Consider the following 20,408-nt stretch of genomic DNA (forward strand, 5'->3'; position numbering starts at 1 on the left):
AAGGATGAGGCCCGTGATCTGGCCTCATGGTTCGAGACGGCGCTTCGCGCCTCCTCACCATGAGGAGAACGCGCTCGGCGTATGGAGAGCCATTCGATGGAAGCAAAAGTTACGACCGCAGAGACAGACCCCATCACCACTCTCGAAGAGCTGATGACCGCGCGCTTCTCCTGTCGCAGCTTCCGAGCCGATCCCGTGCCGCGCGCCGTGATCGAGCGCATCCTGACGGCGGCGCAAAAGACCGCGTCCTGGTGCAACAGCCAGCCATGGCGGGTCGAGATCACCTCCGGTGCGGCGACCGAGGCGTTCCGGAAAGTGATGTATGCGGCCGCATCCAGCGGCAAGCCGGCGTCTGGCGACTTTCCGTTTCCGCGCGAATACCAGGGCGTCTATCTGGAGCGGCGGCGCGAAAGCGGCTTCCAGCTCTACAACGCGCTCGACATCGCGCGTGGTGACAAGGCCGGCTATGCCCGGCAGGCGCTGGAGAACTTCAACTTCTTCGGCGCGCCGCATGTGGCGATCATCCACAGCGACGAGGCGCTCGGCACCTACGGCGCGATCGATTGCGGCGGCTATGTGACGAGCTTCATGCTGGCGGCGCAGGCGCTCGGCGTCGCCACGGTGCCGCAGGCGGCGCTGGCGTTTCATGCCGACGTGGTGCGGCAACATTTCGGCCTTGGTGACGACCGCAAGGTCGTCTGCGGCATCTCGTTCGGCTATCCCGACCTCGCACACAAGGCCAACTCGTATCGGACCAGCCGCGCTGCCCTCGCGGAGACCGTTCGCTTCGTCGACGTGTAGGCGGCCGTGAGCGGCCGCGCGATCGAAGTTCCAGGAATCGAAACTGCCCGACATGATCGCAGGCGCAGCAAACCTTACGCATCAAGGCTGCGCTTCGATCTGATTTGTTAAAAAATGTTGCTGGCGGGTCTTCGGAGCGGTGCAGCTCCGGTCCGATTTGCGGTCGATCAATGTGGCGGCGTCCGCATCATCCGATACGACATTCAAACTGGCTCTGAAATCAAGGCTTTGGCGGTCGCCAACTTGATTCGGGGTGGGCGATCGAATGCTAATGGCTGCTGTTGGACGACTTCGGTGCGCATTTTTCCTTGAGCTCGTGGGCTTCGAGCAATGATATTGACAAAATCCTCTCTAACATTTTGAGTTGCATAGCCCGAGCGTCTACGATGCAGAATTGCAGACGCTCGATGATCTTCTCGATTGAAGGTTCAGTCACGGCTCAAAACCTGAAATGTCAGCGATGGATTCCATGAACACGCCGTCCAACCTTTACGCCCTCGAGGTGGATGAGGCGACGCTCCTTGGTCACCGCCTCCTGAAGGCGTTCCATAGACTGCGGCTGACGCGGCACCGGGAACAGCTCATTGCGCTGGCTGAACGGCTGGTGGAAGATGAAGAAAGATATCCGGCAGGGCCTGGCGGCTGACCTCTTCGAGCCCTTTCCAAGTCAGCGTCGGTCGCGTCAGACCGATCTGCTTGCACAACGACTTCCATGTCGTCTCATCACAATCGACCAGCACTGCCAGGACCGACATCCCGTCCATCATGTGGGGAACCCCCAGCGGCCTTGCCTTCCAGCCGCACTTCTCGAAGCGCGGCAGCCACCAGCTTTCGAGCACGATCGAAAAGCCGGTGAGCCCGATCGAGATGCCGTACTCCATGATCGCGGTGAGCAGCAGCATGTCGATGCGCGGGCCGGCATGCTCGCCCCGGCGCTCCGGGATCACGAAGATCCGTGATAGTTCGTACACGTCCGGACGCTGAACGGGTCCGCGCAGATTGAGATAGGGAAAGATGTCGCTCATCAGCGTCGGCAGCAGCGTGGGCACCGCGCGCATCGCGCCAATCAGCTGACCCTTGTCGATGCAGAACAGATAGACAGTATCTTCGGTATCGAACTGATCGATCTCGCGTCCATCCGGACGATCGAGGTCCATCCATTTGCGCTGCTTGACGTAGATCTCATGGCGCAGCCGGTAATATGGATCGAAATATTTCTCGTACAGCGAACGATTATCTTTTCGAACGACATGAATCTCAGGCATCGAAACCCCCGGTCGTCTGAATCAACTTGGGGTTTGCAATTTGCTGATGCGCTCGAATTGATCCAGTGGAAAAAAAGCCAGATCAGATCGAGATCTCGCCGTTGACAAGAGCGGTCGCAACCGTCGCGGTCTTGTTCTTGGTCGCGAGCTTCCGCTGCGCCTCTTCGAGGTGCCAACGGACGTTGCGCTCGGAGACACCGAGGATGCGCGCCGTCTCCCATGCCGTCTTGCCGCGCGCCGCCCAGCTCAGCACTTCGGCCTCGATGCGCGACAGGCGACGGCCCTGGCTGCTCACGGCCGTGCGCGCCAGCGCGCGCAGCCTCTGATGCGTGAAGATGCTGATCAGATGCAGCGCGCCTCTGGCGTCGGGCGCGAGATTGGGCTGCTCGCCGGCGATGCTGACAGCGCCGACCGCATCGTCGTAATGGATCGGCACGCAGAAGCCTTCGTTTAATCGGAAATCTCGTGCCCGCGTCATCACCTGATGCGCACCCGGCTCGTCCTCGCGGTCATAGGGCACTTCGGACCATGCGAAGGGATTCAGCGTCGACAGGCAATGCCGCGGAATCGGGTCGCAGCGGTGAAACTGCTCCCGCGCATACATGTCGAACCATTCCCGCGGCCAGCCATTGGCCAGGACGGTCTGCTGCAGCGATTGCCCCGCCGCCGGCACGCCCGCCATAATGTAGGCATGGAAGCCCAGATCGCCGATCATCTTCTCGAATTGGGAGAGCACGCTCGCACTGGTCTTCGACGCTTCGATCGCATCGACGTAGTCCAGAGCCCGCCGTCCCCAATACGCGTCTATCACTTGCATGTGAAAGTCTCCGCCCAAAGCCAAGCTAGCTGCGGACAAAGGGCTGTCAACCGCAAATTGGAGCTTTACGTCGATAGTTCGTTGAGCGTGTGGCGGCACACCGGCTGGATACAGCGGGATGCATGCAATCCTCATCGGACTAATGCGCGCATTGCCCTCAAAATCGCGGTGTCCTTTTCTCTGCAAACGATCTCATGCCTTCGCGGATCTCGGTCCCGACCATGCTGTCCTGATGTCTGCGACGTGCTGCCGCATCATCGAGCATGCCACGGGCAAACTCATTGATCGCGCGTTTCATGCCGCGCATGGCGGCTGGGGCGTTGCCGGCCAGGACCGTTGCCAGTCGGTCGACCTCGCCATCGAGCGCGTCGGGTGCGACCATGGCCGTGAGGTAGCCGATGCGCAGCATCTCGCGGGCGTCGATCCTCTCTGCCGTGAGGAAGAGGCGTTTGGCATTATCGATGCCGAGCCGGGAGACGTAACGCTTGATGCCGCCGGGATAGTAGTGGAGGCCGAGCCGCGCGGCGGGCATGAACATCTCGGCGGTGTCGACCCCGACGCGGAAATCGCAGGCCAGCGCGAGGTCGGTCGAGCCGCCATAGACCCCGCCATTGATCCGGCAGATCGTCGGGAGAGCGAGGTCCTCCAGCCGGTCGACGACCTCCTCGAAGGCCGGGGGCGCCGCGGACGTGTCTGTGGCGGGCGCTGCGCCGATCGCGCCGAGATCGAAGCCGGCACTGAAGGCCCGCCCCGTCCCGGTCAGGACGACGACGCGCAAGCTCGCATCGGCCTCGATACGGTCGAACAGCGCGAGCAGGGCACCGAGATCCTCCGGCTGCAGGCGGTTGAGGTGGCGGGGACGATTGAGACGGATGGTGGCGCGCGGCCCCTCGATCGTCAGCAGCGGCGGGCTTGGCGTGTCCCCGGCCGGGCTGGTCTGTCCATCGGTCATGTCTTGTTCTCCAGGGCGCGGCGCCGGGCTTCGGCATCGATGCTTTGCGCCAGATCGGGGTGGCGTGCCATCAGCACGCGGAAATCGACGAGGTCGAGCACCAGCAGCTTGGACAGCACGGTCGTGCTGATATTGGCCGAGCGCAGGTTGTTGCCAAGCAGCGCCATCTCGCCGAAGAACGCGCCCTCGCCGAGCCGGATCTTCTTGCCCGGCAGGTCGACCTCGACCTCGCCGGTGGCGATGAAATACATGCAATCGCCCGGCGTGCCCTTGCGGATGACGGTGGTGCGCGGCGGCAGGTCGATCGTGCGCAGCATCTGCGTGACGTCGGCGATCGTGGCGGGCCCGAGGCTGGCGAAGAACGGTACCCTGCTGACGGATTCCCAGGTCTTGAGGAAGTTGTCGCGGCGGGTCTCCGCGGCGAAGCCGGTCGCCAGGATGCCGGTCCACAGGCCGAACACGCCGAGGCCGGAGATCATCACCCCGGCGGCGACCAGCCTGCCGAGAGGCGTGATCGGCACCACGTCGCCATAGCCCGTCGTGGTCAGGGTCACGACGGCCCACCACAGCGCCGACGGGATGGTGCCGAAGGTGGCCGGCTGTTCGTCGTGCTCCAGCGCGTATTCGGCCACCGATCCGAGAAACAGCACCAGCAGGAACAGCACCAGCACCGACAGCAGCGGCCGGGCTTCGACCACCAGCACGCGGCGCAGCTGGCGCAGGCCGGGGACGCCGGGGATCACCTTGAGCACCCAGGTAACGGCCAGCAGCCACGCGGTGCGCGGCTCGGCGCCGGAGATCAGCGCGGCCGGCACGGCGATGGCCGAAGCGGTGTCCAGCAGGCCCCGTCCCGAGATCAGGTAGGCGCCGGCCCGCCGCATCCGCGCCGCCTGCTGAACCCGGATGGCCCATTCGACGACGAAGAAGACAAGGCATCCCCATAACAGGGCAACGGTCCAGCGCCGCGCGGCGCCATCGGCCGTGTCCATGGTCGACAGCACCATGGCGCCCATGCCGAGCACCACGGCCACGTAGGCGGCGCGGGTCATGTTTCGTCCGGCCGTTGCCGCGACAAACGCCGCCAGGGCAGGAGAGTGCAGCGGTTTGGCCATGGGAGGCAGGCGCCTGTCGATCCTCTTGTTCCGGACACGGGCAAGGTGCCCTGAGCAGGGAAGGCCCGTCAACGACGCCGGCCGCAGGGCCGTGCGGCGTCAACAGGCAGGCCCGGTCCGATCGGCTGCGAGCGGGGAATTTTTCCTCCCCGGCTCAAATACCGGTTCAATCGTCGTCTGTTCGCCGTATATCAGAGGCGGGCATGGACGCGCTAAATCCGCCGAGGAGAGCCGGAACCAAGCGTCCGTTCACCTCTCATCGCAACAGTCTGGTTGATCCCGATGGACACCTCACACCTGGTCGAACATGCAGGCGCCGCCGGCAGCCTCTTCGCATCGATCTTCGTGGTTGCCACGCTGTCGATGCGGACGATGATTCCGCTGCGGGTGTTCGCCATCCTCACCAACATCGTCCTGATCGCGACGGCGGTGCCGATGCACAATTATCCGGTCCTGGTGCTGCACGGCGTGCTGCTGCCGCTCAACAGCTATCGCCTGCACCAGATGCTGCAGCTGGTTCGCGACGTGAAGCAGTCGGTCAACAGCGACCTTTCGATGGAATGGCTGAAGCCGTTCATGACGGAGCGCAAATGCGGTCCCGGCGAGGTCCTGTTCTACAAGGACGAGAAGGCCGACAGCATGTACTACATCGTCAGCGGCCGTTTCCGGCTGGTCGAATCGGGCATCGAGCTGCCGGTCGGCGCCATCGTCGGCGAATTCGGGATGATCTCGCCGTCCAATACGCGCACGCAGACCCTGGAATGCGTCGAAGGCGGGCTGATCCTGTCGGTCTCCTACGACCAGGTCGAGCAGCTCTACGTCCAGAACCCCGCCTTCGCCTTCTACTTCCTGCGCCTTGCCAGCGCCCGGCTGTTCCAGAACATCGAGACGCTCGAGCGGCGGCTGGCGCAGCAGACTGCGGCCGCGGCGCCGGTGGCGAAGTCGGCGTGATCCGGAGGGTCTGAAGCACCGTGGAAAGCGTCCGGTCCTCGCTGCGCTATTTGTTCGCCGATCTCATCGGCGACCACGACGGCGAGCCGCCGTTTCTGCCGGATGGCCTGCCCGATGCGGCAAGTCTGGCCGTGAGCGAGGGCATCCATCTCCTGATGGAGTATCAGGGCGCCAGCTACGCGCAGCTCTATGTCGATCGCATCAAGCGGTTCGTTCGTCGATCGAACGTCGATGCGGCCATGCTCTGCGAGATCGCCCAGCTGCTGGCCGAGCGCATGGCCTATGAGGATCCGATCAGGATCGCGCAGCTGAGATTGATGAGCCTCGCGCGCGGGCGCAGGGCGGGCGGGCGTGAGACCGACGACGTCAGGCGGTTCCGGCTCGACGAACTGATCGGGGCGCTGCCGCAGTCGATCGCCGATTCGATGTTGTCGGGCTTCGAGCAGATCGGCTGGCTCGGCCGCCGCCGGATCAAGGTCCGCTTCTCGGTCCGGTCGCGGCTTGCGGTGCGCTGGCTCAAGCTGGTGGCCGGGCTGCGGCGCTGGCGGCTGCAGTCGGTGCGCTATGCCGAGGAGCGGATCTGGGCCGAGCGGTGGCTGCACATGATCGCGCGCGCGCTGGACAAGCAGCCCGCGGCGGCACCCGCCGTGATCGCGACGGCGACGATGATCCAGGGGCAGGGTGACGCCTACCGTCAGGGGCTCGCGGATTGGCACGCCATCATCGACGACCTGGCCAAGCCGACCTTCGATGGTGCGCTGCCGATCCACGATCTCGCCGCCGCCATTGCCGAGGCACGCGCCGTCGCGCTGGCGGAGCCGGGGCAGGGCGCCCTGAAGCGGACCATCGCCCAGATCCGCGCCCGGGCGCTGGCGGCGCCGAGCAGCAACGCTGCGGAGTGAGTTCCTCCGTCGGCTCGGCTTCCCTGAACCCGCAGCCACGCAGGTAACCTTACCTCTCGCAGAAGGTGTGGGAAGGGTAGCAGGGTGCGATCTGAAGTTCCCTTTCGCGTGCAATTCGCCATCGGAGATGTCATAAACATCGCATACGCGTCGAATTGGCCGGGTATTCTCATCAGATTGCGCTGAACGCCTCCAGTTCCCGGTGCGTCCAAGGGTTAGTCGTAGCGAGAGCGTCAGCTTTGTCTTTTCCCGCTTTGTCGTCGCAGGTTCCGGTTGGTGCGCTGGTCGGCTGGATGCTGCTGCTCACCTTCAAGCACATCATCGCCGACTTCGTTCTTCAGAACGCCTGGATGGCCTATGGCAAGGACCAGCGGAAAGGCTGGGCGCTGCCGCTGCTGGTGCACTGCCTGATCCATCTCGCCGTGGCGATGGTGCTGATCCTGATCGTCGCGCCAAAGTTCTGGTTCGTCGCCGTCATCGACTTCGCGATCCACATCACCATCGATCGCATCAAGGGCATCTGCTCGTCCCGCTTCGGCATGACGCTGGAGCATCCCTGGTTCTGGACGCTGATCGGCGTCGACCAGGCGCTGCATCATTTGACGGGGTTCGGGCTCTCCATCTTCATGGCGGCCAACGGCTGACGGTGCTGGAGCACGGCCAGGGGGCTGAGGCCCGCGGGCTGCCTCCACACCCCTTATGCCCGCTCATCAACATGGTTAACCCCGCGTTAGCGATTCGCGTTGCATCCTTCATACAAGGGGATCCAACCGATGCTTCCAAGCCGTAGTGCGTTCGACAGCGATGCCTGCCCGGTCGGCGAGGAACTTCTCGGCGCGCTCTATCGCGCCGACGAAAACGGTCTGCCTGCGCTGGTCGACAGCGTGTCGGGCGATGTCAGGGCCATGCTGGCGCTGTTCTGCTACAGGCGCACTCATCTGCATTCACTTGCGCTGGCGATCGCCTCCAGCTGCAGCGAGCAGGATCTCGTGCAGTTCGGCGGACGGGTCGGCTCTGTGCTCTACGCGCAGTCCCGCAGCAGCAGGAACGGGCGGCCGAGCCCGCTGTCGAGCAAGAAGCCGATCTCGCTGTCGACCAAGCCATTGTCGGCGGTGGCGCCGCTCGATGACGACCTCGACGAGGATGTCGTTCCCGTCACCGCCTGAGCTGCTCGTTCAGATCAGCACCGGCAGGCCGAACTTGCGCCGCGCCATCGCGCACTCGTCATCGCCCGGCATGCAGGTGCGGCAGACTTCGGGACGGATCGCGTAGATCCGGCAGGCGACCCTTTGCGCGATCTTGCCGTCGAGCGCACAGCAGCGGTCGCCGTCGCAGCGCATGCCCGACAGCCGCTCATTGACCAGCTCGGCCGGGATCAGATCGAGCGCGGCATCCTCCTCGATCGTGAAACGCGGCCAGTTCGACGAATAGGCGCAGCAGGCGCCGCAGTTTTGACAGGGGCTGCTGTCAGTCCCGTCAGACACCGGTTCAGACATCCGCTCAGACATGCGTTCAGACATCCTTGGGAACCTCCCAGACCAGGCTGCGCCGCCATTTGGCACGCAGCGCCTCGCGCCGCTCCGGATATTTGTCGTCGAGATAGGTGGCCTCGACCACCCGGTCGGTGCGGAAGCTGCGGAAGTCGTGACGCAGCTCGCACCAGGCGGCGAGGATGCGCACCGCGTCATGATAGCCGATCGCGATCGGCCAGATCACGCGCTCGCTGTCGCGGCCCTGCTCGTCGCGATAGCGCAGCAGGATCTTCTTGCCCTCGTGGATCTGCGCGCGCGTGCGCGACATGTCGATGCGATCGGGCTCGCGGCTCCACGGCCGCGGCGCGCGGCTCGCCGGCTCCAGCACGAACGGCCTTAAGCGCTCCGGCACGGTGTCGGCGATCTTGGCCATCAGGTCCTCCGCCGCGCGGGCCAGCACCGGGTCGGCGTTGACCGCGACCCATTGCGCCCCGAGCACGGCCGCCTCGATCTCGTCCGGCGTCAGCATCAGCGGCGGCAGGTCAAAGCCCTTCTCCAGGATGTAGCCCATGCCGGCCTCGCCCCGGATCGGCACGCGCTGGCCGATCAGGGTGGCGATGTCGCGATAGATCGTGCGCTTCGACGTCTCCAACTCGGCCGCGATCGCATCCGCCGTCAACGGGCGGCGCGTGCGTCTCAGCACCTGGATGATCTGGAACAGCCGGTCGGCACGTCTCATGGTGTGTCCTGCGGAAGCGAGCACCCCCGCCGATGCTGACAGGATGCTGGCAGCAGCCTGTCTTTATACCGGGCCAACAACGAGATTGAAGGGGTGATGTCGATGATGATGCTTTATGGCCTGGGCCTTGCCACCACGCTACTGCCGCTGCTGACACCATGGTGGCAGCAGCATGCCCGTAGCCTCCGTCGACTGCTCAGGAAGTCGGGAGTGCTGTCATGATCACCTTGTTCGGGTTGGGCGCGGGCTTCGGCCTGCCGGAGATCAGCCCCTTCGTCACCAAGACGGAGGTGCAGCTGACGATGGCGGGCCTCGCGTTTCGGAAGCAGCGGGCGATGCCGCCGGCTTCGCCCAAGGGCCAGCTGCCCTTCATCGACGATGGCGGCGCGCTGATCGCCGATTCGACCTTCATCCGCGCGCATGTCGAGCGCAAATATGGCTTCGACTTCGATCACGGGCTCGACGTCCGCGCCCGGGCGCAGGCCTGGGCGTTCGAGCGCATGATCGAGCACCATCTGTATTTCGCGCTGGTCGGCGCGCGCTGGGTCGATCCGGTCAACTTCGCCAAGGGGCCGGCGCATTTCTTCGACGGCGTGCCGGCCGACAGGCGCGAGAAGCTGCGCGAGGACGCCCAGTTCCGCGTCGCCGAGAACTACCTGATCTCAGGGCTCGGCCGTCACGCGCCGGACGAGGACATCGATCTCGCCGCGCGCTCGCTGCGGGCGCTGTCGGTGCAGCTCGGCGACCGGCCCTATCTGATGGGCGATCGCCCGTGCGGCACCGACGCGACGGCGTTCGCCGTCGTCGCCGGCATCCTTACGCCATTCTTCGAGTCCGAGCTGCGCCGGCGCACCGAGAGCTTCGCCAATCTCGTCGCCTATGCCGATCGCATGATGGGGCAGTATTTTCCGGAGTTCGACTGGGGCCGGGCGGCCGAGGCCGCCTGAGCTCGAGCCTGACAGGCATCATCATTCCGGGGCGAGGCCTCGAGCCCGGAATGGCGATGTTGTCTTGCGCCCATCGCAATCAGACGGCGGCTGCACTCTCGCCCTTCAATCGCGCCACCTCCGCCTCCAGCTCGGCGATCCGGGCGTCGCGAACCGCCAGCGCCTCAGCGACATCAGCCGCGTCGAACTTCTGCGGGATGTGCTGCGGGCAGTTGGTGTCCCAGGCGGCGATCGTGAACAGAATGACCTGCTCAGGGCGTGCCTTGTAGCCCCTCGGCATCAGGGACTCGGTCAGCGCGGGATCGTCCTCGACCACGCGGGCGGTGCCCCAGATCTTCACGCGACGGCGATGCGCGTAGTCCATGATGAAAATGTAGGCGTGCGGGTTCTCCGACAGATTGCCCTGGGTGATGAATTGCCGGTTGCCGCTGAAATCGGCGAACGCCAGCGTCCGGCTGTCCAGCACCTTGAGAAAGCCCTTCGGCCCGCCGCGATGCTGGATGTAGGGCTGGCCATCGGCCGAGGCGGTGGCGAGATAGAAGCTCGTGGCCTCGGCGAGGCGGCCGGCGAGATCGGCGTCGACCTCGTGGCGCCAGCCGCGTGTCTCCTCGACGCGGGCATAGCCCTCGCGCGATCCCTTGCGCGTCTGGATCTCCTTCACGGCCGGGGAGAACACGATGTCGGCGGGCGCCGTGGTGGCTGTCTGGGTCATGGCGATGACTCCTCCTCGATGCGGCAGTGACTGCCGCCGTGCCGCCAATATGGGGCGAATCCCCGCGAGAAATAATCCGGCGAGTTGACATTGGATCGTTGCAAGTGTTGCAATAATCCGATGGACCGCATCGACGCCATGCAGGCTTTCGTGACCGTCGCCGAGCTCAACGGCTTTGCTCCGGCGGCGCGCCGGCTGAAGCTGTCGCCGTCGGCGGTGACGCGCCTGGTCGCCGCCCTCGAGGAGCATCTCGGCGTCCGCCTGCTGCAGCGGACGACGCGCTCGGTGACCTTGACCGATTCCGGGCGGCGCTATCTGGAGCGCGCCACCCGCATCCTGGCTGATCTCGCCGAGGCGGAGCTCGCCGCCGAGAGCGAGCGGCTGCAGCCGGTCGGGCGGCTCGTGGTGTCGGCGCCCGTCGGCTTCGGCCGCCTGCATGTCGGCCCGGTGATGTCGGCCTATCTCGGTCGCTATGCCGAGGTTTCGGCCGAGTTGCGCTTGGAGGATCGCATCATCAACCTGGTCGAGGACGGCATCGACTGCGCCGTGCGCATCGGCCAACTCGGCGATTCCTCGCTCGTGGCCCGCCAGGTCGGCAGCATGAAGCGGATCGTTGTCGGCGCGCCCGCCTACTTCAAGGCGCATGGCGAGCCGCGCACGCCGGAGGCGCTGGCGAAGCATCAGACCATCCAGTTCGGCGCGCGGACGGACTGGCGTTTCATGAAGGAGGACCAGGAGCAGAGAATCGCGATCAGTCCGCGCCTTGTCACCAACAATGCCGATGCCGCCATCCAATACGCCGAGGCGGGCGGCGGCGTGACGCGGGTGCTGGCATATCAGGCGGCGGAAGGCTTGCGCGCCGGCCGCCTCAAGCGTGTGCTGGCGAAATACGAGCCGGCGCCGCAGCCGATCCACATCATGTTCCCGAGCTCGCGGCTGCTCTCCGCCAAGGTGCGCGCCTTCATCGATCTGATCACCGCGACCTGCGACTGGCGCTTCGGCTGAAGCGCGTTGCCGCTACTGTTTTTTCGGCACCACGCGGAACGTCGCATTCGCCCGCGCGATCACGGCATCGTCCGCCAGCACCAGGCTCTGCACGAAGCACACCGTCCGACCGCTCCTGATCACGTCGCTCTCGACGCTGAGCCACTGCCCGATCCCGGCGCTGCCGATATAGTCGACCGCAAGGTTGATCGTGACCAGCGACACCTCCCAGCCCAGCGCCTTCGCACAGCTGTAGCCCATGGCATTGTCGGCCAATGAGGCGATCAGGCCGCCATGGATCAGCCCGCGCGAATTGGTGTGTGGCGTGGCGAGCCGCAGGCCGAGGATGACGGCCTTGTCCGTGGTCTTCGCGTAGAGCGGCTCCCACGGATCGGTGAACGGGCTCTTGCGAAAATGCGGTTCGAATCCGGCGGGAATGCTGCTCATGGGCGTCTCGATCGTTGGCTCGCGATGTCCACAGTCAACGACATCAGCGCGCGTTTTGCACCGCCTACAAAGTTTCAAACGGATTTTGCACCTGCGTTTGAAATGGCGCGCGTCGACACCGTGGCGACTTGCGCACGATGTCGCAGGGCGTCCGGCCCGCGCCTGCGGCAATTTCGTGGTGTGCGGAGAAGGGCGCGCAATTTCGGGTGCAACGGAGATCCTTAACGTGTTAATGAAATGCCGTGCGCCTGCGACTTCGTTGGCCGGACTTGCGTTGGCTGAAGCGATGGGCTCCGCATGGCGGCGTGCAGCGGTGGTAAGCCTGCCGTCACGCTTGCAATGATGTTTATATGCTATAACAATGAAGCAAAGGGCCCTCGAAGGCCCACCGATGGAAGGAGACGACCCCGATGAGGAAGACGCTTCTGGCGTTGGCGCTGGCTGCCGGTGTGACCACTCCCGCTTTGGCGCAGGACAAGACGTTCGAACTGAAGATTTCGCACTGGGTGCCCGCGAGCCATCCGCTGCAGAAGGCGCTGGAGGATTGGGCCGCGTCGGTCGAGAAGGCCTCCGGCGGTACCATCAAGGGCAAGGTGTTCCCGGCCCAGCAGCTCGGCAAGGCGTTCGACCATTATGACATGGCGCGCGACGGCATCGCCGATGTCACTTATGTGAACCCCGGCTATCAGCCCGGCCGTTTCCCGATCATCGGCGCCGGTGAGCTGCCGTTCCTGGTCTCGGACGCCAAGGGCGGCTCGGAAGGCCTCGACGCGTGGTATCGCAAATATGCCGAGAAGGAGATGAAGGACGTCAAGTATTGCCTCGCCTTCGTCCACACGCCCTCTGCCTTCCACACCCGCACCAAGAAGGTCGTCGTCCCCGAGGACGTCAAGGGCATGAAGATCCGCCCGGCGGACGCGACGATCGCGAATTTCGTGACCGTCCTCGGCGGCACCAATGTGCAATCCTCGGCACCTGAGGTGCGCGACATCATCGAGCGCGGCGTCGCCGACGGCGTCACCTTCCCGGCCGGTTCGCTGGTGCTGTTCGGCGTCGACAAGGTCACGAAGTACCACATGGACGCGCCGTTCTATGTGACGACCTTCGTCTTCGTCATGAACAAGGACAAGTACAACCAGATGTCGGCGGTGCAGAAGAAGGCGATCGACGACAATTGCAATACCGAGGCCGCCGGCCGGGTCGGCGAGCCCTGGGGCAAGTTCGAGGACGCCGGCGTCGACAAGATCAAGGCGCAGGCCGACCAGGAGGTCTACAAGCTGACCCCGGAGCAGACCGCCGCCTGGAAGAAGGCCTCCGAGCCGCTCTTCAAGACCTGGGCCGACGGCGTCAAGAAGACCGGCATCGACGCGGACGCCGCCATGACCGAGCTGAAAGCCTCGCTCGCCAAGTACAACGCGCTGGCGCAGTAGCGTCTTTCGATACCAAGCTGTTGCGCGGCAGACGGTGCGCTCCCTCTCCCCGTTCTTACGGGGAGAGGGTTGGGGTGAGGGGCAGCCACGCGCACCGACCGTGCGGAGAGCCCCCCTCACCCGAATTGCATCTTCGATGCAATCCGGCCTCTCCCCGCAGGCGGGGGAGAGGCTGAGAACCGCCTGCTGCGTAGCAACTCGCTCCAATCTCTTCGCGACCCAATCTCTTCGCGACCTAAGCCAAACTTTCTGAAACGGGGACGCCATGCAGCGCGCCTACATGGACCGGATCATCGATGCGATCGAGTGGATCGCCGCGTTCTTCGTCGGCATCGTCGCGCTCGACATCTTCCTGTCGGTGCTGTTGCGCAACACGCTGAACTACGCGATTCCGGATTCGTTCGACATCGGCCGCATGCTGCTCGGCATCCTGATCTTCTGGGGCATTGCTGCGACATCGTATCGCGGCACCCACATCACGGTCGACCTGATCTGGGGCAATGTCGGCCCGCGCTATCAGCGCTGGATCGACATCTTCGCCACCCTGGTGCTGCTGTTCGTCGTCACGGTGCAGACCTGGACGCTGTTCGACAAGGTGCGCGGCACCTATGAGGACAACGTCCTCACCTACGACCTGCACATGCCGACCTGGCCGTTCTTCGCCATCGCCTGGATCGGCGACGTCTCGGCGGTGCTGCTGATCGCCATCCGGACCTATCGCCTGATCTTCCATCCCGAGGAGATTCATGACCCTCACGTCAAGCCCACGGAGTAGTGCCGCATGAGCACGGATGCGGTCGCAATCATCGGCTTCGTTTCACTGTTCGGCTTGATGCTGCTGCGCGTGCCGGTCGGCATGGCGATGGGCCTCGTCGGCGTGTCAGGCTTCGCCTATCTCGTCAACGGTACGGCGGCGCTCAAGCTGGTCGGCCAGACCTCGATGCGCACGGTCACGGACTATACGTTCGGCGTGATCCCGATGTTCCTGCTGATGGGAACGTTCGTGTCCAACTCCGGCATGAGCCGTGAGCTGTTCCGCGCCGCCAACGGCTTCGTCGGCCATCTGCGCGGCGGACTCGGCATCGCCACCGTTGCCGCCTGCGGCGGCTTCGCCGCGATCTGCGGCTCGTCGGTGGCGACCGCCGCGACGTTCTCGGCGGTGGCCTATCCCGAGATGCGCCGCTTCGGCTATCCGCAATCCTTCGCCACCGGCGTCATCGCCGCCGGCGGCACCCTCGGCGCGATGCTGCCGCCCTCCACCGTGCTCGCCGTCTATGGCATCATCACCGAGCAGGACATCGGCAAGCTGTTCATCGCCGGCATCATCCCGGGCCTGCTGGCGATGACCATGTACATGATCACCATCACCGTGATCGGCCGCGTCAAGCCGGACTTTCTCCCCAAGGGCGAGGCGCTGCCGTGGCGCGATCGCATCAAGGGATTGAAGGGCATCTGGGCGCCGATGCTGCTGTTCCTGTTCGTGATCGGCGGCCTCTATGGTCTTCCGTTCCTGCCGCGCTTCACGCCGACCGAGGCCGGCGGTGTCGGCGCCACCGGCGCCTTCCTGATCGGCCTGTTCACGGGACGGCTGAACAAGGAGAAGATCCTGGCCTCGCTGCTGCAGGCGACGCGTACCGCGGCGGCCGTGTTCACCGTGCTGATCGGCGCGCTGATCTTCGGCTACTTCCTCACGGTGACGCAGACCCCGCAGAAGGTGACCGAGTTCCTCACCGGCCTCGGCCTCGGCCCCTACGGCGTGCTGGCGCTGATCATGGTGATGTATCTCGTCCTCGGCTGCCTGATGGACGCGATGGCAATGATCATCCTGACCGTGCCGATCATCTTCCCGGTGATCCAGCATCTCGGCTTCGATCCGATCTGGTTCGGCGTCATCATCGTGATGACCGTCGAGCTCGGCCTGATCCATCCCCCGGTCGGCATGAACGTCTTTGTCATCAAGAGCGTGGTGAAGGACGTGTCCTTCTCCACGATCTTCAAGGGCGTGCTGCCCTTCGTCGCCACCGACCTGATCCGTCTGGTGATCCTGATCGCCTTCCCGCTGCTCGCCACCTGGCTGCCGCAACAGATGATGAACCGCTGATGACGACACCCATCCTCGAGACCCGATACGTCTTCACTCTCACCGTATCGATCGGTGACGTCACCAGCGCCGGCGAGACCGGCGTCGGCGTGCGCCGCATCATTCCGATCCATGGCGGCGAGGTGAAGGGACCGGGCCTCAATGGCGAGGGCATCAGCGGCAGGATCTGCGGCTTCGGCGCCGACTTCCAGGTCATCCGTCCCAACGAGCTGATCGACCTCGAAGCCAAATACGCCTTCGAGACCGATGACGGCGCGACCATCTACGTCGACAATCGCGGCATCCGCTTCGGGCCGATCGACCTGCTGCAGAAGCTCAAGCGCGGCGAGCCGGTCGACCCCAAGCTGATCTACTTCCGCACCCACCCGCGCTTCGAGACCGGCCACGACAGATATCGCTGGCTGATGGAGCACGTCTTCATCGGCTCCGCCGCCCGCCATGCGGACCGCGTCATCATCGACGTGCACATGGTGCTGTAGACTGCGTTAGTAGCGCAGGTCGATCGCATAGGGTGGTCTGAGTTTGGCCGTCGCCTGTCTCCACGCCGTCATGGCCGGGCTTGTCCCGGCCATCCACGTGGTCCTGCATGCTCCGAACGACGTGGATGCCCGGGACAAGCCCGGGCATGACGGAGGAACTGGCTGAAGCGGTCGTTCGTCGCGACAGCTTCGTATTTGGGAAGACCCACGACTAATCCTCGTCGTCCCAGCCCGCCCGGCCATAGCCGCCGTGGTCGCAATTGCGGTCGCGGTAGACCGGCACGTAGCGGTGACGCTCATAGCCGTAGCCGTCATACGCCGCGTCGCGGTAGTGGGAGCGGTAGACCGGCGCGGGCTCATAGGATTGCGCCTGCGCTTCCGACGCCGCCGCCAGCGCGCCACCGATGAGAGCGCCGGCCACCAGCCCGCCGAACAGCGCCGCGTTGCGGCCGTCATGGGCTTGAGCCGGCGCCGCGCCGGCGAGCAGGGTGGCGGTCACGGCGAGCGCGGCGACGCCGCCGGCGAGAGATGTCTTCAGCGAAACCATGGTCCCCTCCATTGGGAAGTGTGGTGACGATGATGGTCTACAGGGCGCGCTTTGAAGCCATGCTGAATGCGATGTTGTCGGCCGTTCACCTGGGGGGCTGTCGCGCGGAATTCTCGTTTGCCCCGATGCGTCTCTCCAGCAGGTGGCTTCGGAGCATTGCCTTGCTGCGACGGGAAGCGGGGTGACCTGATCGGATGCGCGCTAGGGTCATTGACCCGTCCGCGGGTCATTCCGGGGCGGGCCGCGAAGCGGCACGGGCCCGGAATCCATACTCACGATCGTGGTTATGGACTCCGGGCTCGCCCTGCGGACGCCCCGGAATGACTGGTGGAGGGATCTCGCGACTGCCTGGCGGATCCGCCGGCGCCTCTTCTATAAAAGAAAAATAGATTGCTATTATTCGGAAATTGTGGTTCTCTCTCCCCATCCCGTCCCAAGCCGAGGGGCGTTGCGCGCGATCGTCACGACACGCGGGGCGGGGAGCGGTGGCCGCGATCATGCCGCAGCGTGTCCGACAGGATGCGCGGACGAACGGCGTGGCGCGGACGCGAAGTCGTGTGGTCCTGACCTCCCGATGCCGAGGTCAAGTGGACGCCAGCGCGGAAGTGCGGCGTCGACGACGGGGTCAATCAAGCCGGTCCCCGGGGAGAGCACGAAGCAAGCGTGAAAACCATCGCGCAGGGAAGGCCGGGCGTGTCCGGCTGCACCTGTGGTACCTGCCGCCTGCATTTTTTTGAGCAGGCGGGCCGCAGGCGTCAGTCGGCGCCTGGCCTTCCCTGCGCCCTCCGCACATGAGGGTGAACAGACATCGGCAAACCCCGGGCGCGATTCCGCCGCGGGAATGCCGCATCATGTCATTTGCCTTTGCGCTGATGCGCCTTACGATGAGTCGCGCGCCGCATCGCGTAGTTGATCCCGGCGCTCATTTTGCATCGCACAACATGATGTCGGGAGCCGCTTATTGACTCCTGCCGAGATCGTTATAAAACATAACTATTCTGAACAGGACACAATCAAGCGATGGGAAACGCCGACTCCGCCACGCCAGCGGGCGATTCGTCTCTGCTGCAGATCGAGCAGCAGGGCGCCGTCCTGACGATCGGGCTCAACCGCCCCGCCAAGCGCAATGCGCTGAATGACGGCATCATCCTTGCCATCGGCGAGTGCTTCACCAGCCTGCCTGAGGATGTCCGCTGCGTCGTGATCCACGGCATCGGCGACAATTTCTCCTCCGGCCTCGATCTCTCCGAGCTGCGCGAGCGCGACGCCACCGAAGGCCTTGTGCATTCGCAGATGTGGCATCGCGTGTTCGACCGCATCCAGTATTGCCGCGTGCCGGTCATCGCCGCGCTGAAGGGCGCCGTGATCGGCGGCGGGCTCGAGCTCGCCTGCGCCGCGCATATCCGCGTCGCCGAGCCGTCGGCGTACTTTGCGCTGCCCGAAGGCCAGCGCGGCATCTTCGTCGGCGGTGGCGGCTCAGTCAGGCTGCCGCGCCTGATCGGCGTCGCCCGCATGATGGACATGATGCTGACCGGCCGCGTCTATTCGGCGACCGAAGGCTCGTCCTACGGCTTCGCGCAATATCTCGTCGATGCCGGCGCCTCGATGACCAAGGCGCTGGAGCTGGCGGCGAAGATCGCGAACAACGCGCCGCTGACCAACTTCGCGGTGCTGCAGGCGCTGCCGATGATCGCGGAGGCCAACCCGCAGACCGGCCTCCTGATGGAATCTCTCATGGCCACCGTCGCGCAGAGCGACAAGGAGGCCAAAAGCCGCATCCGCGCCTTCCTCGATCACAAGACCGCAAAAGTGAAGCCGACGTGACATGACTGCGCAAACAACAACAAGCATACAGGGGGGAACGGACGACACGGCGCGCAGCGCCAGTGTGCATCCGTTGCGCGCCATCTCGTTCAACGATCCCGTCGTCAACGTCGAGCGCCGCGACGACGGCACCATCTATCTCCGGCCAAAGCAGCCGCTCGGCGACTTCCCGCAGCGGATCACCGACCGGCTGCATCATTTCGCCGAGACCACGCCAGAGCGCATCTTCATGGCCGAGCGCGTCGGGCCTTCGGGCTGGCGCGAGCTGACCTATGCGACGCTGCTGGCGGCGAGCCGTCACATTGCGTCGGCGCTGCTCGCGCGCGGGCTGTCGCCGGAGCGCCCGGTCATGATCCTGTCGGGCAATTCCATCGACCATGCGCTGGTCGCGTTCGGCGCGCTCTATGCCGGCGTGCCGTTCTGTCCGGTGTCGCCGGCCTATTCGCTGGTGTCGCGTGACTACGGCAAGCTCGCTTATCTGATGAAGCTGCTGACGCCTGGGCTCGTCTTCGTCGACGACGCCGACAAGTTCGCCGACGCACTGGCCGCGAACGTGCCGGAGGGCACGGAGATCGTGGCGGCGTTCGGCTCGGTGCCGGGCCGCCACGTCACGATGCTGGCCGACCTGATCGCAACGCCGCTGTTCCCCGGCCTCGGCGCCGCGCATGAGAAGATCGGTCCGGACACGATCGCGAAATTCCTGCTGACATCAGGCTCGACCGGCAATCCGAAGGCCGTCATCAACACCCAGCGCATGATCTGCGCCAACCAGGTGATGATCCGCGAGACGCTTGCTTTCCTGAAGGACGAGCCGCCGGTCATCATCGACTGGCTGCCCTGGAACCACACCTTCGGCGGCAACCACAACATCGGCCTGACCCTGTTCAACGGCGGCTCGATGTATCTGGATTCCGGCAAGCCGGTGCCGGGCGGCATCGAGGAGACCGTGCGGAACCTGCGCGAGATTTCGCCGACGGTCTATTTCAACGTTCCCAAGGGCTACGAATCGCTGCTGCCCTATTTCCGCGAGGACCCCGGCTTGCGGAAGACCTTCTTCCGCCGGTTGCATGCGATGTTCTTCTCCGGCGCGGCGCTGGCGCCGCATGTCTGGAACGAGCTCGATGAGCTGTCGGTGGCCGAGACCGGCACTCGCGTGCCGATGCTGACGGGCCTCGGCTCCACCGAGACGGCGCCGTTCTTCATGTCGGTCAATCCGCGCACCAGCCGCTCCGGCCATGTCGGCCTGCCGGTGTCGGGCAACGAGGCCAAGCTCGTGCCCAACAACGGCAAGATGGAGGTGCGCGCCAAGGGCCCGAACGTCACGCCGGGCTATTGGCGCCTGCCTGAGGTGTCGGCCGCTGCGTTCGACTCCGAAGGCTACTACCAGATGGGCGACGCGCTGAAGCCCGTCGATCCCAACGACTTCAACGCCGGCTTCGATTTCGACGGCCGCGTCGCTGAGGACTTCAAGCTCGCCTCCGGCACCTGGGTTTCGGTCGGTCCGTTGCGCGCGCGGTTCGTCGCGGCATGCGCGCCGCTGGCGCGCGACGTGATCATCGCCGGCATCAACCGCGATGAGATCTCGGCCATCGTCGTGCTCGACCTCGATGGCTGCCGGCTGATCAACCCGACGCTGCCGATGGACGATCTCGCCGCGACGGCGGCCGATCCGTTGATCGTCGCGGCCTTCCGCGAGCGCTTCGCCAAATTCCAGGGCACCGCAACCGGCTCGTCGACCCGGATCACGCGCGCCGTGCTGCTGGGCGTGCCGCTGTCGATCGACAAGGGCGAGGTCACCGACAAGGGCTCGATCAACCAGCGCGCCGTGCTGGAGAACCGCAAGGACCTGATCGAGCGCATCTACGCCGCGACGCCGGGCGACGACGTCATCCTCGCTCGCTGACCTGCGCATTCAAGGGAGAAACG

22 protein-coding genes are annotated in these 20,408 nt (G+C 65.0%); 13 read left to right on the forward strand and 9 right to left on the reverse strand.

Annotated elements, in window-relative coordinates; genetic code table 11:
• The first annotated feature begins 153 nt into the window (after window positions 1-153).
• Entirely contained in the window at window positions 154-801 is a 648-nt protein-coding gene (locus QQL87_RS26675; protein ID WP_284418416.1) for a nitroreductase, read from the forward strand.
• A 581-nt stretch (window positions 802-1,382) separates the two neighbouring features.
• Here QQL87_RS26675 and QQL87_RS26680 read toward each other — a convergent pair.
• The 4 genes from QQL87_RS26680 to QQL87_RS26695 form a co-directional block, all read right to left on the reverse strand.
• Complete coding sequence (locus QQL87_RS26680) at window positions 1,383-2,066, reverse strand: acyl-homoserine-lactone synthase (RefSeq protein ID WP_284418350.1); 684 nt, start codon at window positions 2,064-2,066, stop codon at window positions 1,383-1,385.
• An 82-nt stretch (window positions 2,067-2,148) separates the two neighbouring features.
• On the reverse strand, window positions 2,149-2,883 hold the full coding sequence (locus QQL87_RS26685; protein ID WP_284418415.1) for a helix-turn-helix transcriptional regulator: 735 nt from the start codon (window positions 2,881-2,883) through the stop codon (window positions 2,149-2,151).
• A gap of 157 nt (window positions 2,884-3,040) precedes the next feature.
• Window positions 3,041-3,835 (reverse strand): enoyl-CoA hydratase/isomerase family protein, encoded by a 795-nt coding sequence (locus QQL87_RS26690; RefSeq protein ID WP_284418349.1) that lies wholly within the window; start codon window positions 3,833-3,835, stop codon window positions 3,041-3,043.
• Window positions 3,832-4,947 carry a cyclic nucleotide-gated ion channel gene (locus tag QQL87_RS26695; protein ID WP_284418348.1) on the reverse strand — a complete coding sequence of 372 codons (1,116 nt, stop codon included), beginning with the start codon at window positions 4,945-4,947 and terminating at the stop codon, window positions 3,832-3,834. Before QQL87_RS26695 ends, QQL87_RS26690 begins: the two co-directional genes overlap by 4 nt.
• Before the next feature lie 282 nt (window positions 4,948-5,229).
• On the opposite strand from QQL87_RS26695, the gene QQL87_RS26700 reads away from it, so the two are divergent.
• The 4 genes from QQL87_RS26700 to QQL87_RS26715 all read left to right on the forward strand — a co-directional run bounded on the left by QQL87_RS26700 (window position 5,230) and on the right by QQL87_RS26715 (window position 7,966).
• On the forward strand, window positions 5,230-5,898 hold the full coding sequence (locus QQL87_RS26700; protein WP_008961245.1) for a Crp/Fnr family transcriptional regulator: 669 nt from the start codon (window positions 5,230-5,232) through the stop codon (window positions 5,896-5,898).
• A gap of 20 nt (window positions 5,899-5,918) precedes the next feature.
• Window positions 5,919-6,800 (forward strand): DUF6537 domain-containing protein, encoded by an 882-nt coding sequence (locus QQL87_RS26705; protein ID WP_284418347.1) that lies wholly within the window; start codon window positions 5,919-5,921, stop codon window positions 6,798-6,800.
• 293 nt (window positions 6,801-7,093) lie between these two features.
• Window positions 7,094-7,444, forward strand: coding sequence for a DUF3307 domain-containing protein (locus QQL87_RS26710; protein ID WP_284418414.1), 351 nt, complete (start codon window positions 7,094-7,096; stop codon window positions 7,442-7,444).
• Window positions 7,445-7,573: 129 nt separating this feature from the next.
• Window positions 7,574-7,966 carry a hypothetical protein gene (locus QQL87_RS26715; protein WP_284418345.1) on the forward strand — a complete coding sequence of 131 codons (393 nt, stop codon included), beginning with the start codon at window positions 7,574-7,576 and terminating at the stop codon, window positions 7,964-7,966.
• A gap of 9 nt (window positions 7,967-7,975) precedes the next feature.
• On the opposite strand, the gene QQL87_RS26720 is transcribed toward QQL87_RS26715, so the two are convergent.
• Window positions 7,976-8,296 (reverse strand): YkgJ family cysteine cluster protein, encoded by a 321-nt coding sequence (locus tag QQL87_RS26720; RefSeq protein WP_284418413.1) that lies wholly within the window; start codon window positions 8,294-8,296, stop codon window positions 7,976-7,978.
• A 16-nt stretch (window positions 8,297-8,312) separates the two neighbouring features.
• Window positions 8,313-9,011: a helix-turn-helix transcriptional regulator gene (locus QQL87_RS26725; RefSeq protein WP_284418344.1), complete on the reverse strand. Its 699-nt coding sequence runs from the start codon at window positions 9,009-9,011 to the stop codon at window positions 8,313-8,315.
• 218 nt (window positions 9,012-9,229) lie between these two features.
• Between QQL87_RS26725 and QQL87_RS26730 the strand changes: the two genes are divergently transcribed.
• Window positions 9,230-9,958: a glutathione S-transferase family protein gene (locus QQL87_RS26730; RefSeq protein WP_284418343.1), complete on the forward strand. Its 729-nt coding sequence runs from the start codon at window positions 9,230-9,232 to the stop codon at window positions 9,956-9,958.
• 79 nt (window positions 9,959-10,037) lie between these two features.
• Here the strand turns inward: QQL87_RS26730 and QQL87_RS26735 are convergent, their stop codons facing one another.
• A complete protein-coding gene (locus QQL87_RS26735) occupies window positions 10,038-10,670 on the reverse strand; it encodes a pyridoxamine 5'-phosphate oxidase family protein (protein ID WP_284418342.1) in 633 nt (210 codons plus the stop codon).
• Between the two features lie 120 nt (window positions 10,671-10,790).
• On the opposite strand from QQL87_RS26735, the gene QQL87_RS26740 reads away from it, so the two are divergent.
• Window positions 10,791-11,675: a LysR family transcriptional regulator gene (locus QQL87_RS26740; RefSeq protein ID WP_284418341.1), complete on the forward strand. Its 885-nt coding sequence runs from the start codon at window positions 10,791-10,793 to the stop codon at window positions 11,673-11,675.
• Between the two features lie 12 nt (window positions 11,676-11,687).
• Here the strand turns inward: QQL87_RS26740 and QQL87_RS26745 are convergent, their stop codons facing one another.
• The gene (locus QQL87_RS26745; RefSeq protein ID WP_284418340.1) at window positions 11,688-12,101 is read right to left on the reverse strand and encodes a PaaI family thioesterase; all 414 of its coding nucleotides are present in this window, start codon (window positions 12,099-12,101) and stop codon (window positions 11,688-11,690) included.
• Window positions 12,102-12,511: 410 nt separating this feature from the next.
• On the opposite strand from QQL87_RS26745, the gene QQL87_RS26750 reads away from it, so the two are divergent.
• From QQL87_RS26750 to QQL87_RS26765, 4 genes are all read left to right on the forward strand, one after another.
• Complete coding sequence (locus tag QQL87_RS26750; RefSeq protein ID WP_284418339.1) at window positions 12,512-13,531, forward strand: TRAP transporter substrate-binding protein; 1,020 nt, start codon at window positions 12,512-12,514, stop codon at window positions 13,529-13,531.
• 265 nt (window positions 13,532-13,796) lie between these two features.
• The gene (locus QQL87_RS26755) at window positions 13,797-14,306 is read left to right on the forward strand and encodes a TRAP transporter small permease (RefSeq protein ID WP_284418338.1); all 510 of its coding nucleotides are present in this window, start codon (window positions 13,797-13,799) and stop codon (window positions 14,304-14,306) included.
• 6 nt (window positions 14,307-14,312) lie between these two features.
• Window positions 14,313-15,632 (forward strand): TRAP transporter large permease, encoded by a 1,320-nt coding sequence (locus QQL87_RS26760; RefSeq protein ID WP_284418337.1) that lies wholly within the window; start codon window positions 14,313-14,315, stop codon window positions 15,630-15,632.
• Complete coding sequence (locus QQL87_RS26765) at window positions 15,632-16,111, forward strand: DUF3237 domain-containing protein (protein ID WP_284418336.1); 480 nt, start codon at window positions 15,632-15,634, stop codon at window positions 16,109-16,111. The genes QQL87_RS26760 and QQL87_RS26765 overlap by 1 nt, the downstream gene beginning before the upstream one ends.
• Before the next feature lie 211 nt (window positions 16,112-16,322).
• Here QQL87_RS26765 and QQL87_RS26770 read toward each other — a convergent pair whose 3' ends face one another.
• Window positions 16,323-16,658, reverse strand: a complete 336-nt coding sequence (locus QQL87_RS26770; protein ID WP_284418335.1) for a hypothetical protein — start codon at window positions 16,656-16,658, stop codon at window positions 16,323-16,325.
• Window positions 16,659-17,678: 1,020 nt separating this feature from the next.
• On the opposite strand from QQL87_RS26770, the gene QQL87_RS26775 reads away from it, so the two are divergent.
• Together QQL87_RS26775 and QQL87_RS26780 are read left to right on the forward strand one after the other, a co-directional pair.
• Window positions 17,679-18,482 (forward strand): crotonase/enoyl-CoA hydratase family protein, encoded by an 804-nt coding sequence (locus QQL87_RS26775; protein ID WP_284418334.1) that lies wholly within the window; start codon window positions 17,679-17,681, stop codon window positions 18,480-18,482.
• A 1-nt stretch (window position 18,483) separates the two neighbouring features.
• On the forward strand, window positions 18,484-20,385 hold the full coding sequence (locus QQL87_RS26780) for a feruloyl-CoA synthase (RefSeq protein ID WP_284418333.1): 1,902 nt from the start codon (window positions 18,484-18,486) through the stop codon (window positions 20,383-20,385).
• Window positions 20,386-20,408 lie beyond the last annotated feature (23 nt).

This window comes from Bradyrhizobium sp. SSBR45G (genome assembly GCF_030159255.1).
Taxonomy (GTDB): Bacteria; Pseudomonadota; Alphaproteobacteria; order Rhizobiales; family Xanthobacteraceae; genus Bradyrhizobium.

Excerpts from the sequence above, each read along its gene's own strand:
- QQL87_RS26675 (WP_284418416.1), top strand. The coding sequence starts at position 154 with ATGACCGCGCGCTTCTCCTGTCGCAGCTTCCGAGCCGATCCCGTGCCG.
- QQL87_RS26680 (WP_284418350.1), bottom strand. The coding sequence starts at position 2,066 with ATGCCTGAGATTCATGTCGTTCGAAAAGATAATCGTTCGCTGTACGAG.
- QQL87_RS26685 (WP_284418415.1), bottom strand. The coding sequence starts at position 2,883 with ATGCAAGTGATAGACGCGTATTGGGGACGGCGGGCTCTGGACTACGTC.
- QQL87_RS26690 (WP_284418349.1), bottom strand. The coding sequence starts at position 3,835 with ATGACCGATGGACAGACCAGCCCGGCCGGGGACACGCCAAGCCCGCCG.
- QQL87_RS26695 (WP_284418348.1), bottom strand. The coding sequence starts at position 4,947 with ATGGCCAAACCGCTGCACTCTCCTGCCCTGGCGGCGTTTGTCGCGGCA.
- QQL87_RS26700 (WP_008961245.1), top strand. The coding sequence starts at position 5,230 with ATGGACACCTCACACCTGGTCGAACATGCAGGCGCCGCCGGCAGCCTC.
- QQL87_RS26710 (WP_284418414.1), top strand. The coding sequence starts at position 7,094 with ATGCTGCTGCTCACCTTCAAGCACATCATCGCCGACTTCGTTCTTCAG.
- QQL87_RS26715 (WP_284418345.1), top strand. The coding sequence starts at position 7,574 with ATGCTTCCAAGCCGTAGTGCGTTCGACAGCGATGCCTGCCCGGTCGGC.
- QQL87_RS26720 (WP_284418413.1), bottom strand. The coding sequence starts at position 8,296 with ATGTCTGAACCGGTGTCTGACGGGACTGACAGCAGCCCCTGTCAAAAC.
- QQL87_RS26725 (WP_284418344.1), bottom strand. The coding sequence starts at position 9,011 with ATGAGACGTGCCGACCGGCTGTTCCAGATCATCCAGGTGCTGAGACGC.
- QQL87_RS26730 (WP_284418343.1), top strand. The coding sequence starts at position 9,230 with ATGATCACCTTGTTCGGGTTGGGCGCGGGCTTCGGCCTGCCGGAGATC.
- QQL87_RS26735 (WP_284418342.1), bottom strand. The coding sequence starts at position 10,670 with ATGACCCAGACAGCCACCACGGCGCCCGCCGACATCGTGTTCTCCCCG.
- QQL87_RS26740 (WP_284418341.1), top strand. The coding sequence starts at position 10,791 with ATGGACCGCATCGACGCCATGCAGGCTTTCGTGACCGTCGCCGAGCTC.
- QQL87_RS26745 (WP_284418340.1), bottom strand. The coding sequence starts at position 12,101 with ATGAGCAGCATTCCCGCCGGATTCGAACCGCATTTTCGCAAGAGCCCG.
- QQL87_RS26750 (WP_284418339.1), top strand. The coding sequence starts at position 12,512 with ATGAGGAAGACGCTTCTGGCGTTGGCGCTGGCTGCCGGTGTGACCACT.
- QQL87_RS26755 (WP_284418338.1), top strand. The coding sequence starts at position 13,797 with ATGCAGCGCGCCTACATGGACCGGATCATCGATGCGATCGAGTGGATC.
- QQL87_RS26760 (WP_284418337.1), top strand. The coding sequence starts at position 14,313 with ATGAGCACGGATGCGGTCGCAATCATCGGCTTCGTTTCACTGTTCGGC.
- QQL87_RS26765 (WP_284418336.1), top strand. The coding sequence starts at position 15,632 with ATGACGACACCCATCCTCGAGACCCGATACGTCTTCACTCTCACCGTA.
- QQL87_RS26770 (WP_284418335.1), bottom strand. The coding sequence starts at position 16,658 with ATGGTTTCGCTGAAGACATCTCTCGCCGGCGGCGTCGCCGCGCTCGCC.
- QQL87_RS26775 (WP_284418334.1), top strand. The coding sequence starts at position 17,679 with ATGGGAAACGCCGACTCCGCCACGCCAGCGGGCGATTCGTCTCTGCTG.
- QQL87_RS26780 (WP_284418333.1), top strand. The coding sequence starts at position 18,484 with ATGACTGCGCAAACAACAACAAGCATACAGGGGGGAACGGACGACACG.